Origin of the sequence: Flavonifractor sp. An91 (genome assembly GCF_002159225.1) — a bacterium.
Lineage (GTDB): Bacteria > Bacillota > Clostridia > Oscillospirales > Oscillospiraceae > Flavonifractor > Flavonifractor avicola.
Genome location: NZ_NFHA01000007.1, coordinates 104,649 through 116,795 on the forward strand (window position 1 = coordinate 104,649; position 12,147 = coordinate 116,795).

17 protein-coding genes are annotated in these 12,147 nt (G+C 52.7%); 2 read left to right on the top strand and 15 right to left on the bottom strand.

What is annotated here, in order from left to right:
* Positions 1 to 36: 36 nt before the first annotated feature.
* The 4 genes from B5G42_RS06420 to B5G42_RS06435 form a co-directional block, all read right to left on the bottom strand.
* Entirely contained in the window at positions 37 to 1,128 is a 1,092-nt protein-coding gene (locus B5G42_RS06420; RefSeq protein ID WP_162611058.1) for a substrate-binding domain-containing protein, read from the bottom strand.
* Between the two features lie 64 nt (positions 1,129 to 1,192).
* Positions 1,193 to 2,335 carry a Gfo/Idh/MocA family protein gene (locus B5G42_RS06425; RefSeq protein WP_087268090.1) on the bottom strand — a complete coding sequence of 381 codons (1,143 nt, stop codon included), beginning with the start codon at positions 2,333 to 2,335 and terminating at the stop codon, positions 1,193 to 1,195.
* Positions 2,336 to 2,355: 20 nt separating this feature from the next.
* On the bottom strand, positions 2,356 to 3,351 hold the full coding sequence (locus tag B5G42_RS06430) for a sugar phosphate isomerase/epimerase family protein (protein ID WP_087268092.1): 996 nt from the start codon (positions 3,349 to 3,351) through the stop codon (positions 2,356 to 2,358).
* Between the two features lie 228 nt (positions 3,352 to 3,579).
* On the bottom strand, positions 3,580 to 4,707 hold the full coding sequence (locus B5G42_RS06435) for an ROK family transcriptional regulator (RefSeq protein ID WP_087268095.1): 1,128 nt from the start codon (positions 4,705 to 4,707) through the stop codon (positions 3,580 to 3,582).
* A 228-nt stretch (positions 4,708 to 4,935) separates the two neighbouring features.
* On the opposite strand from B5G42_RS06435, the gene B5G42_RS06440 reads away from it, so the two are divergent.
* Positions 4,936 to 5,313 (top strand): BlaI/MecI/CopY family transcriptional regulator, encoded by a 378-nt coding sequence (locus B5G42_RS06440; RefSeq protein WP_087268098.1) that lies wholly within the window; start codon positions 4,936 to 4,938, stop codon positions 5,311 to 5,313.
* The gene (locus B5G42_RS06445) at positions 5,310 to 5,786 is read left to right on the top strand and encodes a M56 family metallopeptidase (RefSeq protein ID WP_087268101.1); all 477 of its coding nucleotides are present in this window, start codon (positions 5,310 to 5,312) and stop codon (positions 5,784 to 5,786) included. The genes B5G42_RS06440 and B5G42_RS06445 overlap by 4 nt, the downstream gene beginning before the upstream one ends.
* 252 nt (positions 5,787 to 6,038) lie before the next feature.
* Here the strand turns inward: B5G42_RS06445 and B5G42_RS06450 are convergent, their stop codons facing one another.
* The 11 genes from B5G42_RS06450 to B5G42_RS06500 form a co-directional block, all read right to left on the bottom strand.
* Positions 6,039 to 7,196, bottom strand: coding sequence for a site-specific integrase (locus B5G42_RS06450; protein WP_087268104.1), 1,158 nt, complete (start codon positions 7,194 to 7,196; stop codon positions 6,039 to 6,041).
* Positions 7,197 to 7,276: 80 nt separating this feature from the next.
* A complete protein-coding gene (locus B5G42_RS06455; RefSeq protein ID WP_087268107.1) occupies positions 7,277 to 7,471 on the bottom strand; it encodes an excisionase in 195 nt (64 codons plus the stop codon).
* On the bottom strand, positions 7,471 to 7,953 hold the full coding sequence (locus B5G42_RS06460; protein WP_087268110.1) for a hypothetical protein: 483 nt from the start codon (positions 7,951 to 7,953) through the stop codon (positions 7,471 to 7,473). Before B5G42_RS06460 ends, B5G42_RS06455 begins: the two co-directional genes overlap by 1 nt.
* A 14-nt stretch (positions 7,954 to 7,967) precedes the next feature.
* Positions 7,968 to 8,294 (bottom strand): hypothetical protein, encoded by a 327-nt coding sequence (locus B5G42_RS06465; protein ID WP_087268115.1) that lies wholly within the window; start codon positions 8,292 to 8,294, stop codon positions 7,968 to 7,970.
* A complete protein-coding gene (locus B5G42_RS17845; RefSeq protein WP_140399816.1) occupies positions 8,284 to 8,772 on the bottom strand; it encodes a hypothetical protein in 489 nt (162 codons plus the stop codon). The genes B5G42_RS06465 and B5G42_RS17845 overlap by 11 nt, the downstream gene beginning before the upstream one ends.
* Positions 8,773 to 8,874: 102 nt before the next feature.
* Positions 8,875 to 9,723, bottom strand: a complete 849-nt coding sequence (locus B5G42_RS06475) for a hypothetical protein (RefSeq protein WP_140399817.1) — start codon at positions 9,721 to 9,723, stop codon at positions 8,875 to 8,877.
* Positions 9,724 to 10,044: 321 nt separating this feature from the next.
* Positions 10,045 to 10,356: a hypothetical protein gene (locus tag B5G42_RS06480; RefSeq protein WP_087268123.1), complete on the bottom strand. Its 312-nt coding sequence runs from the start codon at positions 10,354 to 10,356 to the stop codon at positions 10,045 to 10,047.
* Entirely contained in the window at positions 10,334 to 10,855 is a 522-nt protein-coding gene (locus tag B5G42_RS06485; RefSeq protein WP_087268126.1) for a hypothetical protein, read from the bottom strand. Before B5G42_RS06485 ends, B5G42_RS06480 begins: the two co-directional genes overlap by 23 nt.
* On the bottom strand, positions 10,842 to 11,174 hold the full coding sequence (locus tag B5G42_RS06490; protein WP_087268128.1) for a hypothetical protein: 333 nt from the start codon (positions 11,172 to 11,174) through the stop codon (positions 10,842 to 10,844). Before B5G42_RS06490 ends, B5G42_RS06485 begins: the two co-directional genes overlap by 14 nt.
* On the bottom strand, positions 11,174 to 11,443 hold the full coding sequence (locus tag B5G42_RS06495; protein WP_087268131.1) for a hypothetical protein: 270 nt from the start codon (positions 11,441 to 11,443) through the stop codon (positions 11,174 to 11,176). Before B5G42_RS06495 ends, B5G42_RS06490 begins: the two co-directional genes overlap by 1 nt.
* Positions 11,444 to 11,594: 151 nt before the next feature.
* Positions 11,595 to 11,990, bottom strand: a complete 396-nt coding sequence (locus tag B5G42_RS06500; RefSeq protein ID WP_087268134.1) for a sigma-70 family RNA polymerase sigma factor — start codon at positions 11,988 to 11,990, stop codon at positions 11,595 to 11,597.
* Positions 11,991 to 12,147: the final 157 nt, after the last annotated feature.

Below are 12,147 nucleotides of genomic sequence, written 5' to 3' on the forward strand. Positions count from 1 at the left end.
GGCACAGCGCCCGCGGGGACCGCCGCTCGGTCTGGTTTAGAAGCCCTCGTAATCGGCCACGTTGGTGGAATCGACTACGTCGACGGTGATGGTATGATCCTTTTCCACGGTCTCGCCGTTGAGATGGCTGATCATGTCATCCACGGCGTTCTGGATCATCTTGGGAGGATAGGTGACGGAGAACAGGTCGAAGTTGGACACGATGTCGGGATAGGCGGTGTTGGCGTGGGTGCCGGACAGAACCTCATACATCTCGCCCAGGCCGGAGGAGGAGCCGATGGAGTTGATGGACTCCAGGAAAGCGTCCTTCTTGGCCTGCTCGATCTCGGTGCCGCTCAGAGCTTCCAGGATGCCCATGCCGATCTCGTCGTCGTGGGTGAAGATGTAGTGATACTCGCCCAGCTCCTCAACGGTCTTGCTGTTGATCCAGTCGATAAACAGCTGCTTGCCGGTGGAACGGCTCCAGCCGGTGGCGGCGGAGTACTCGATGGTGGCCAGCTGCTCCTCGGTCCAGCCGTTGGCGGCCAGGGTCTCGGTGAAGCCCTTGTTGCGCATCTCGGGCACGGAGGAGGTGTCGCCGATCATGACGTACAGCTTGTCGCCGGGCTGCAGGCCGTCAGCGATGAAGCGCTCGGCAGTAGCCTTACCAATACCCTCGTTATCGCCCTTCACGTTGGCGGTAACCTTCTCCTGCACCACGGGGTCGTCAATGATGCGGTCCACCATGATGAAGGGGATGTCGGTGGCGGCGATGTTGTTCATGGAGGATTCCATGGTGTTGTCATAGGGCAGGATCACGATGCCGGCGGGAGGAGTTGCAGCGGCCAGAAGGTCGTCGATCTGCTCCTGCTGGTTCTTGGCGTCGGTAGCGGCCTGTACGATCACATTGTAGTTGCCCTCGGCGTTGACTTCCTCAGCCTTCTGCTGCGCGTAGGTCAGCACAGCGCCGGTCCAGCCGTGGTCGGCGTTGGGAACCAGGACGTAGATGTCGCCGCCGGAAGCGGTCTGGCCGCCGCTCTGGGTCTCACCGCCGCCGCTGGGGCTCTCGGTGCCGCCGCCTCCGCCGCCGCAGGCGACCAGGCTCAGGGACATGACGATGGCAAGAATGAGCGCAAGATACTTTTTCATGTTCATTGTCCTCCTTGTCAATTTATTTTCCGCAGCTTCTACTGCAAAAAATGCCATGTGTTGGTTACAGCTCCACCCAGGCGGAGTCCTTCTCGGCGCTCTCCACCACCGCGTGGACAAACTTCACGCCGTCCACACCGGCGTCCACCATGGTGATGGAGTCGGTGTTGTAGGGCCGACCCGCCTTCTTCTCAATGAGCGCGGTGACATAGTCCCGATAGATGTTGGCGAAGGCCACATACAGGCCTTCAGGATGACCCACGGGCAGACGGCTGTAGCCGCCAGCGGGCTGGTCAATGCCGTTGCCGCCCCGGGTAAGTACCTGCATGGCCTGACCCTTGGGAGTGTAATACAGATAGTCGGGCTGCTCCTGACGCCACTCCAGAGCGCCCCGGTCGCCGAACACCCGGACCACCAGGCCGTTGTAATGGCCGGCGGCGATCTGGGAGCACCAGTAGGCGCCGTTGACGCCGTTGTCGTACTCCACCAGGATGTTGGCGTTCAGGTCCAAAGCGTGGCCGTACTTATTGGTGGTGGCGGCCAGGCGCTTGATCTTCAGACCGGTGACGTAGTTCACATAGGCCTCGATGTGGGTGCCGATGTCCCCCACGCAGTTGGAAATGCCGGAGAATTTGGGGTCCTTCCGCCAGACGGACAGGTTCTCCTTGGCTCCCTCCTGGGGCTCCAGCTCGTTGATGAGCCAGTCCTGCACATACTCGGCGTTGACGGCGGCGATCTTGCCGATCTTGCCGGCGGCGATCATGTCCTTCATAACCCGGCTCATGGTGTAGCCGGGATAGGTATAGGTCACGGCAAAGAGCAGATCCTTCTCCTTGGCCAGGGCCTCCAGCTCCTCCGCCTGAGCCACCTCGAAGCACAGGGGCTTCTCACACACCACGTTGATGCCCGCCAGCAGGAACTCCTTGGCGATCTCATAGTGGAGGAAGTTGGGGGTGCAGATGGAGACGAAGTCGATGCCGTCCTCCCGGGCGGCCTCCGCCTTGGCCATCTCCTTGTAGTCGGCATACATCCGGTCGGGATCGATGCCGTAGGCCTTGGCAGTATCCTCGTTCTCCGACGGGATGTTGGAGAAGCAGCCGCACACCAGCTCCGCCCGGGGATCAAAGGCGATGGCCTTGCGATGCACCTCGCCGATGAAGGCGTACACGCTGCCGCCCACCATACCGTATCTCAGTTCTTTTGCCATGCTTTCAGACCTGCCTTTCCTCAGCCATTGGAGATGGCGTCGTCAAACTTGATATCAGACTTCTTGAAGTCCACCTTGCGGACAAAGGCGGCGGCCTCGGTGGCGCCGTCGATGCGGTCCATACCGCTGTCCTCCCACTCCACCGACAGGGGACCGTCGTAGCCCATGTCGTTGAGCACCCGGATAATCTCCTCGAAGTTCACGTCGCCGTGGCCCAGGGAGCGGAAGTTCCAGCCCCGGCGCAGATCACCGAAGTCGATATGGGAGCCCAGCAGACCGCTGCGGCCGTCCAGAGTGACGGCGGCGTCCTTCATGTGGACGTGGTAGATGCGGTCCCGGAAGTCGGACAGGAACAGGTGGGGCTTGATGCCCTGCCAGATCAGGTGGCTGGGATCGAAGTTGATGCCGAACTCCAGCCGGTCGGAGAACTTCTCCAGCAGGCGCTTGGTGGAGTAGTAGTCAAAAGCGATCTCGCCGGGATGGACCTCCAGCGCAAACTTCACATCGTTCTTCTTGAACTCGTTGAGGATGGGGGTCCACAGCTCCACGATCTTGTTGTAGCCGTCCTCGATCATCTCCTCGGTGGTCTGGGGGAAGGAGTAGAGGTAGCGCCAGATGGGGGAGCCGGTAAAGCCGGTGATGATCTTGACGCCCATCTTGTTGGCCACCACGGCGGCCTTCTTCATGGTATCGATGCCCCACTGGCGGATGGCGTCGGGCTGATCGGCCAGAGCGGCGGGCGCAAAGTTATTCAGCCGGGGATCGGGCGCATCGCCCACGCACTGGCCGATGATGTGGGTAGCCAGGGCCTTGCAGATCAGGTTGTGCTTCTTCAGGGTCTCCTGCACCCAGGGGATGTAGCTCTCGTCTTCCAGGGCCCGGTCCAGATCCAGATTGCTGCCCCAGCAGGCGATCTCCAGGCCATCATAGCCCATCTTCTCCGCCAGCGCACACAATTCGTCCAGAGGCAGGTCCGCCCACTGACAGGTACACAGAGTAACAGGTCGCTTGCCCATAGCTGGTTCCTCCTTTTCCTTATCACCGTTGCGCTATCATAAATCCATTTTATAAAATAGATTTACTAAAGTTCTTGCCATTAGATTACACTCTCAAATATGAAAAGTCAATCCCCTTTTTGACATTTCTCCCAATTGCCGAAAAGATTGTATAAAGTGCTATGTGCCATTTGCCAAAAAGGGACGCCCGGCAGCACTGCTGCCGGGCGTCCCCTTTTTCTTATTTCATTAAAAGGAATCCAAGAAGCGGTTCACATCGTGCAGGGCCGTGCCCACACAGGCGCTGTGAGATTTGAACCGGTCCAAAGTCAGAAATGCGCCATCCTCGTCAAAGAGGGTCTTTTGGCATACCTCCTGCCGGATCAGATCCAGCTGGTCCTCCAGATAGGCCGCCAGCATTCCGCCCAACACAATATCACAGTCCATGCCCATCCGAATGATGGCCAGACCGTCAGTCAGGTGATGGCGATATTGCTCCCAGGTCAGGGCAATCTGGTAGTTGCCGCACTTCAGCATGGAGAAAAACTCCTCCAGGGTAATGCCCAGATCATCGCTGAGCCGGGATGTGGAGCAGTAGGCTTCCAGGCAGCCCCGCTTGCCGCACCGGCAGGGTCTGCCGTCAGGCACAATGCAGATATGGCCGAATTCGCCGCTGCGGCCGTTGTCCCCGACATAGGGCTTGTTCCCCATCAGGATGGCGCCGCCCACGCCGCGCTCCAGAGAGAGATAAATCAAATTTCTGCTCTCGCTTCTTGCCCAGCTCTCCGCATATCCGCTGGCATTGGCGTCGTTTTCTACGCGAACTGCGTAGGAAAAGGCCCCTGTGATTTCAGCCAGAGGGATATCCCGCAGTTCCAGCGTGGGGGCAAACACCAGCCGCTCCCGCTCCGCATCCACAATGCCTGGAACGGTGATCCCCACGCCCAGCAGCCTTTTTCGATCCAGCCCCAGCGCGTCCAGGAAGTGCTCCAGCAGCTGGGCCACTTCCTGATAATAATGGGGGCTGTGGCTGAACTTCTTACACACTTTTTGGTATCCCAGTTCCTGAGCCCGGATGTTGATGGCCACCAGCCGCACCGCGTCATCCATAATGGAGATGCCCACAGAAAACCGCGCGTCCGCCACCAGGGAGATGGTCCTGGGCTTCCGCCCGCCTGTGGAGGCCTGGGTACCGGAATAGGACAACAGGCCCTCCTCCAGAAAATCGTTCAGATTACCGGATACCGTAGGCAAACTTAGCCCCAGGGCCCCGGCAATCTCCTGCTTGGTCACCGGCTCCCCGTTTTGATAAATATATTGATAGATTCTTCGCCGATTGGTTTGTTTCAGGGCCGCAGACGTCAACGCTTTTTGCATACGCCACCCCTTCTTTTATAAAAGTATTTTCTATTACTATCAACCTATCATATTCTGGTCTAAAATGCAAGGGGGCACCTGAAAGAATTTTCAGCTCGTGAAGGAAAGGGCACCTCCTCCTGCTTTCCCCAGCCGCCGGCCTTATTAACTATTTAGTTAATATCTTCTTGACTTCCCGTTCGAGATGCGCTATAGTCTTATTAGACAAATAGTTAATGGAGGTGTGGTATGGAACACAGTGTATCTCTTTCCCACAGCGAGTGGCTCATCATGCAGGAAATCTGGAAACGAGGGACCGCTACCTTTCGGGAGATCTGTGACGGTGTTGCGGCCCAGAACTGGAGCAAGCCGGCGGTGGCCGCCTTCCTGAAGCGTATGGAGAAAAAAGGGGCCATCTTCTGCGAAGAGGCCAAGCCGGTAAAGCTCTATCGGCCACTGATTCAGAAGGAAGCAGCGGTACAGGAGGAGACCCGGCAGATTTTGGACCGGGTATACGGTGGGGACGTGGCCCTGCTGGCCCAGTCCCTGGTGAGCTCGGAGGCGCTGGACAGCGCAGAGGTAGAAGAGCTGATCACGCTTTTGCGGAAAGGCAGGGAAGGCTCATGACACAGCTGCTGCAAATGACCGTACAGGGGACTTTACTCATCGCCGTGCTGCTGCTCCTGCGCACACTCTTTCGCAGGCGCATCTCCCCTGTGATCCTCTACGCCCTGTGGCTGCTGCCTGCCGCCCGGCTGCTGATTCCAGGCAGCGTGGAGAGCGCCTTTTCCCTGCAAAACTTCGTTCCTGCCTCGGCGGAGCAAGGGATGGCAACCGTACTTGGGCAGGGATCAGCCCAAGTACCCCAGCTGTCCCAGGCACAGACCACTCTCCCACCTGCTGCGGCAGACCTTGCACAACAGGCTGCCATACCCAGTGGTGCTGCTCTGGACGTAGGGACTCTACTTACAGTCAGTATGTATTATGATGGCGGTCAGGAGGACACGCTGTCCTGTGTCTTTTTCACCGGCGACGGCGGCAGAACCTGGGCGGCCATCACCAGCGGCGGACCGCTCCAGCCGGACCGATCCCAAACATAAAAGGGCCCCCGGAACAATGTTCCGGGGGCCCAAACGTTTGGCGTTGGATTAGTACATACCGCCCTTGAGAAAATTTATTTCACCATCATCACAATATAGCGTAAAATGATCGAAAAATGATGGATTATATTCGATTTCATAACTTTTCCGTCGTTTTCTAATTTTGCGTATTTCTCTAAATTCACGCAAATCTACGCAAATCCACATTGCCGAGAGGGAAAAGTGTGTAAATAGTGTGTAAGCTCGCTGATGTTAAAGCGAGGCCGCAATTTGTCGAAATGCCCGTTCAGCGGATTCATAGTTGCTGTGTGTGTAAACGTCCAGGGTGACGCTGGCGGTAGAGTGTCCCATGATATACTGGAGGCTTTTAACATCCAGCATAGCCTGCTGAGCATTGGTGCAAAAAGTATGCCGTAATACATGGGGCGTAATCGTAGGTAACGTGTTGCCGTGAGATTTCAAGTAGCGTTTTTGAAGCCCTCTCATATAGTTTTCCAGGTGCATTGCTACCTTAGGCCGCTTGTCCTTGTCCAAAAAAAGGAAACCACTGTAACCGTCAACAATCATCTCTATCTTTGGTTTCCCTCTATGCTCTACCACATTACGGAAAGCCATATACACGGAATCTGTCATAGGGATTACTCGGATACCGCTTTTGGTTTTCGGTGACGTTACAAAATAAGGTTTCTCAGCAGTTCGGCATAGTTGTTTGGTTACACGGATACACCGACGCTCAAAATCAACATCAGATAGGGTGAGACCGTAGAGCTCACTTACACGCAACCCTGTTCCCAGCAGAATCACAATGTCATTGTAATAGTTTCCACCATCATCACGAACAAATTCTAGGTAGCGTTCCTGTTGTGCTTTTGTCAAGGCGTTTCTCACATTTGCGTCTTTGGGAACCACGTCAGACAACTTGAACTTAAAAGGATTTTTGCGAATCATATCATCCTCAACAGCCATTTCAAAAGCAGGACGCAGCACACTATGTATTACACCGATGGTATTTTGCTTCATGCCCTGGTCATGGAGCGAGACAAACCACGTTTTTGCCTCTGAGCGTTTCACATCTTTAATTCTAAGCTGTCCGAATGAATCTTGCCGAATGCGGTTGACGGCAGCACCGTAAGCTCTTTGGGAATTTTGCGTTAATCCACGCCGGAGATTAATGTATCGCTCCACCAAAGCTAAAACCGTTGTCTCACCAGCTATATAGTCAATCCCATCTAGCAGGTCACGTTGTACTTCAACTTCCTTTTCTCTCAGCTCGTTTAACGTAGGCGCATATATGTAGCTCCATTTTTCTTTACTGTTGCGGCGGAAACGATAATAGTAAGTCAAATTGGGACGTTGCCCCTCTCCAGCTCTTAAAATGCGCCCTTTGCTATCCTTACGCTTTTCAGCCATAAATCCTCCTCTCTACTGAAAAGCCCCTAGCACGGTACACTAATTATAGCATACAATGCCAGGGGGTTCCAGTGTTCTCGTTATATTGAGTATGCCTTGCTTAGATAATCCAGGCACTCCCTACGCTTGATAAGACGTTTTCTGCCCACCCATAAAATGAAGTCGCAGCTATCGGAATCCGAAATTTCTCGGAGCTTGTTGATACCGATACCGAAGTAAGCGGCTGCTTCCTCCAGCGTAAGGAATGCTTTTTGAGAAATAGGAACTTCTGCCATTAGGTATCGCCCCCGATCATATAACCGGCGATGGCCTCAAGGTGGCGGTAGTAGGCATACCAGTCTGCATCATCGTGTATATGGTCCAGGTTGTCCTTAACAAAAGTAACCAGCAGGGCCGGGGCTTTTTTGCGGTGTACCAGAGCCAGACCCTTGGGAAGCATTTCAGCGGCAGCAGTCAAGCGTGCTTCAAAGGGGAGCGTTTTTTTCTTACTGCGCTTCATCTCCCGAAGTAGACCATTAAAATCAGCGGGTTTCATATCAGCCAGCAGAGAGGCCATGATCTCGGCATACTTCCCAACAAACTCAGGCCGCAGGTACTTAGCTCCACTATCGGTAGTAGCATAATAGCCCTCGGAAAGATAACCGGCAGGCAGATAAACGGGGGTGTTGTCTCGCTGGGTAGTGCTGGTGGTGTCCATGGAGGAGGCCTGCTTAGTGACAGGCTCCTCGGGGGTGTTAATTACAGTCTGGTTGTCCATTGTTTAAATCCTCCTTAAAGAATGGCGTTCTTTGTTATTACTTGGTTGTCTCGGATTGCAACGACGTAAAAAGAATTCAGTGTTGCGGGGAAATCTTCTGCCCGCTTAGAGCATACCCCAACATAGTCGCCCTCATATATCTCTTGTACCAGACCCTCAGATGTTTCATGCTGAGATGTAGCGTTACCGCTTCCATCCCCACAATAAACCTTGATAGTTTCCGAGGGAAAATTATCAGTGTCCAGTTTGGTTACGGAGATACAGGGGACACCGTTAATCACAGTGACCACCCGGAAAACACGAGGCTCCATCGGAGCATTTACAATCAGATCAAATTTCATCGAATTCATCCTCCTCAAAAAATACCGGTTCTTCAATATCTTTCATGATATCGTCCTCTGCCTGGGCTGTCGGCTGCTCCTCAAAGAGCTGGCGGATGTAGTAAGGCTCACGGCAGTGGTAATGCTGAGACTTTGCAACTGCTGCCTGGATTGCGTCCCAACAAATGAGATCATCTGTACGCTCTATGGTAGCTGTATCGCCTTTAATAGCTACGATACGCTCCACCTGAATGGAGACCCTGTCCCAGTGTCTGTCTACAGACACCACGCAGTCCCCTACATTAACAGGAATCAGTGCGTGGTCATCATTGCACAGATTCCCATGTGTGCGAATATGAATCGCACGCTTGGGCTTACCTGTGGGAGAGGTTACTAACTGAGCCCCACCGGTGTTTGTAAGACCTCCTCCACACTCATAAAGACAGGTCAAACCGGAACGGCTCCGATGCAGGGGCATAGTACGAATATTCTCAGGCATATTGAAATCCTCCCTTTAATAAAAATTAGGTCCTCTACTATACGGACATTTTCACGTCTGTTTATCAGGGTAGTTACAAAATTTTTTGTAAAAAAATCTTAGTCACATTGATAGCTCCTCATTTTCAATTTCCCGGACCCAATCGGGAACAGGTGGTTCAGGTGGTGCTGGTGGCTTGTCGCTTTCGGTAGGCTTGGCTACAGCTGTGCCTCTGGTATAGCCATATAGCTGATTCATGATTTTGTTATAATCTTCAGGAGATAATTCAATATAGGACACATACCGGGTCATAAGGGACTGAACTTTTTCTCTAGTTTTGCGGCCCAACTGATTAAGCGATCCACAGCCTTGTAAAATAGCGTTGAGTATAAACCGTTCTGTTTCCGTCGCCTTAAAATCATCCATATTCATTTGCAGTGTGTGAAGATAGTAGACAGCAGGCCACGGGAGATCATCAAAACTGGTGGTTGGGTCTATCGTAATTTCCAGACGGGTCAACGGATAGTTCAATTTTGCTTCCACGGTTTTATTGTATAATTTGACCCGGCCTGGATGGCTGCTTTGCGCACCAAGATACTGCGTAAATGCCTGCCCGTGGCGGCGCTCTATATACGCTCGAGAATCTTTGACCAAAAAAACGCTAAACCGTTCTACTGGAATATCAATGGCCAAATCAAATCGTTTTATTGTTCGGTGCATGGGCCGGGTACTTTCCAACAGGAACGACAACAGCTTGACAAACACAGCGTGACCAGCAACCTTGTTTGGATTAAAGTCTATGCGGACGCGTCCCCACTCTGGTTTCCTGCCATTCAGGACAGCTCCCAGCCAGAATGATGTCCCATCCTGGTGCCGTATACTGAACTGCTCCCGGAACGCGCCAGGGCGAAAACTATTCCAGTGAACAACTTCTACGGCGTATTGAATTGGTAGCTTGTCCATCAGTTCCATTAGAGCGTCTCTGGCTTCGGGGGCCGATATATAAACGTCTAGGACTACGTTATCTATACTAAGTATCAATCCATCGTCTGTCTTAATCGGGTTATGGTAGTTTATGGGATTCACCTCCCCTAATTGTTCTAAAGTACATAAGATACCTCCTACTAGATAAGTGAGGTATCCAACCGGGCGGCACATGAACGGGGGCCTTACAACTGACAAGAGGGTGGGCGACAGCTTCGGCTTGCGCCTGCGCCGTTCGCTCACCCCCTTGGTGTTGGCTTGGGGCCAACACGGTCATGTATGACTTCGGGAAATAGATGTGCCGCCCTATTATATAAACACCGTAATATAGTATCGAGTAAAATTACCACATTCGGTGGGATAGTCTTCTACGCTGTAAACTTGGGGCTTAAACTGGCCCACGGAATTGACAGCAGTCAACAGAACTTGAATATCTCGGGAATCCATTGGCTCGTCGTCACGGGTGATAGCCTCCCATTGGTACAACCGGTGGGGGCCATGGTCCCACATGACAGGGACCGGGTCCCGGAGGAGCAGGGTAATCCCTAACTCCCCCAGGGCGGCCAGAACCTTGCCAATGACTGCCAGGTCCTCACTGTTAAATTTTGATTTTCTCAACATTTACTTTTTTCTCCCTGGCGCTGGCTTCGTCCTCTGCAAAAACCAGAGCAAAAAGCACACGATTATGCTCTCTACGCTGAACGTACACCCTTATACGAGGCAGTCCATAGCGAGCGCACAGGTTTCTCATTTCGACGTTAAGTATGTACCTAACGTTTTTAACTTCCATATCAAACCCAGGGCAGCACCACCCGGAAAAGCGGAGTGCAAGAACTCCATTTTTACCACGGCGGACCGGCTGTTCTATGTACAGGTCCTCAAAAGATGCAGGGACTACCAAATGGGTCAGCTCACTGGTAGCACCAATAGCGCACCACAGAAGGTAGGAAAAAGTTGCCATCCAGTTTGCGACGAACTGGATTTCCTCCGCTGTACGGGCTTGAGCTACTGCCAGAGCATTAGCTTTGGCCAAATAGACCCTGTAAGATGCAGTAGCAGAACCGATAGCACGGGCTAGACTACGCTGCAAGCCACCCGCCAGCTCCTCAAAATTCTTCATGATTCGTATCCTCCATTACAATTAATATTCTTTCGCCCTGGTCCTGGACTTCACGGATGCGAAATCCAGCAGGCAGAGCCAGATTTAAAACCTCCTGAATGCTCCGCACATCAGCATCAGGAGGCTTGCGGGGCTTGATTCCTTTGCGCTTGTACCCATAGCCCCGCTTTGCGATCGAAAAAAACATGGTGTGATCAGAGGCCTGGCTCGGCCCCAACTCCCTATAAGGGTAGCGGGGCCAGGTCATGACCTCCAAGGATGGGTCCCAGGTTGACCTCCAGGCCATCAGAAAGACCTCAATAGCCTTTGTGATAGTCATTAGTCCACCTCCAGGGTTGAGTCCAACGGATCAACCAGAACAAGGCTGGCGACCTTTCCGTACCTGTTATACAATACCTGGATCTGCTGGGACAGTTCTGGAGTAAAGTCAAGGGTTGCTAACTTAGCAGCAGAGAGAAAGAAATGGTCCGTGACCTCTCCGCTCCCTTGACCTGCTGGAACAGGACTCGTTACATGGAATGTTTTACCTGTTATGGTGTTGCCGTCCTTCGTAGAGAAGGAAACATTTACAATGCCGATTATCTTCATTCTTGATTCCTCCAATCTGAAAGTATTTTCCCTTGGTGCGCTCGTTCCTTTGGAGGGAAGTCATGGCGAACACTTCGCCGGGAGGGAGAGGGAGAGAGGAGCGGTTCTCACTCCCTCCCCCTCACTATACGGACATTTGGGGAGGTGTTTATCAGGGGTGTTTCCGATATTTTTCTAATTTTTTTCTAGCGGCCATTACGGATTCATGGACGGACTGAACAGACGTTCCTTCCTGGTCGGCAATCTCCCGCATACTCAATCCGGCCTCCAGTTTCTCACAACGGCGGCGTTGGGTCTCCGTTAGTTCGGCAAGCATTTTCTCCCTCCGCTCTAGATGTTCCGCCAGTTCCAGATCGTCAAAATATGTATCACTGCAAGAGAACTCACGCCCCTCGTAAACGACCCCTTCCAGAGAAATATTCTTGCGACGATAGTGTCTGGCCTTATTACTTTCCCGCTTGCGAGAATTTTCAATGTATTTTCCGAACTTTTCTTCAACCTCAAATTCAATACAGTCTCCGTTTACGAAATTATATTTCACTTTCATTTCGGTCACTATTGACCGGGCCCGAGTCAAACTCCTATCTTTTTAAATTTTGTCTTGACTCTTCGATTGTCTTGCCTTACAATCTGGAAAGGCGAATAACTTATCGGCAAGTTCGTCTTTCTGAATATAATTATAGTATTAACCCTTTGAACCCTCC

Coding starts and splice junctions, on each gene's coding strand:
- B5G42_RS06420 (WP_162611058.1), bottom strand. CDS start 1,128: ATGAAAAAGTATCTTGCGCTCATTCTTGCCATCGTCATGTCCCTGAGC.
- B5G42_RS06425 (WP_087268090.1), bottom strand. CDS start 2,335: ATGGCAAAAGAACTGAGATACGGTATGGTGGGCGGCAGCGTGTACGCC.
- B5G42_RS06430 (WP_087268092.1), bottom strand. CDS start 3,351: ATGGGCAAGCGACCTGTTACTCTGTGTACCTGTCAGTGGGCGGACCTG.
- B5G42_RS06435 (WP_087268095.1), bottom strand. CDS start 4,707: ATGCAAAAAGCGTTGACGTCTGCGGCCCTGAAACAAACCAATCGGCGA.
- B5G42_RS06440 (WP_087268098.1), top strand. CDS start 4,936: ATGGAACACAGTGTATCTCTTTCCCACAGCGAGTGGCTCATCATGCAG.
- B5G42_RS06445 (WP_087268101.1), top strand. CDS start 5,310: ATGACACAGCTGCTGCAAATGACCGTACAGGGGACTTTACTCATCGCC.
- B5G42_RS06450 (WP_087268104.1), bottom strand. CDS start 7,196: ATGGCTGAAAAGCGTAAGGATAGCAAAGGGCGCATTTTAAGAGCTGGA.
- B5G42_RS06455 (WP_087268107.1), bottom strand. CDS start 7,471: ATGGCAGAAGTTCCTATTTCTCAAAAAGCATTCCTTACGCTGGAGGAA.
- B5G42_RS06460 (WP_087268110.1), bottom strand. CDS start 7,953: ATGGACAACCAGACTGTAATTAACACCCCCGAGGAGCCTGTCACTAAG.
- B5G42_RS06465 (WP_087268115.1), bottom strand. CDS start 8,294: ATGAAATTTGATCTGATTGTAAATGCTCCGATGGAGCCTCGTGTTTTC.
- B5G42_RS17845 (WP_140399816.1), bottom strand. CDS start 8,772: ATGCCTGAGAATATTCGTACTATGCCCCTGCATCGGAGCCGTTCCGGT.
- B5G42_RS06475 (WP_140399817.1), bottom strand. CDS start 9,723: ATGGAACTGATGGACAAGCTACCAATTCAATACGCCGTAGAAGTTGTT.
- B5G42_RS06480 (WP_087268123.1), bottom strand. CDS start 10,356: ATGTTGAGAAAATCAAAATTTAACAGTGAGGACCTGGCAGTCATTGGC.
- B5G42_RS06485 (WP_087268126.1), bottom strand. CDS start 10,855: ATGAAGAATTTTGAGGAGCTGGCGGGTGGCTTGCAGCGTAGTCTAGCC.
- B5G42_RS06490 (WP_087268128.1), bottom strand. CDS start 11,174: ATGACTATCACAAAGGCTATTGAGGTCTTTCTGATGGCCTGGAGGTCA.
- B5G42_RS06495 (WP_087268131.1), bottom strand. CDS start 11,443: ATGAAGATAATCGGCATTGTAAATGTTTCCTTCTCTACGAAGGACGGC.
- B5G42_RS06500 (WP_087268134.1), bottom strand. CDS start 11,990: ATGAAAGTGAAATATAATTTCGTAAACGGAGACTGTATTGAATTTGAG.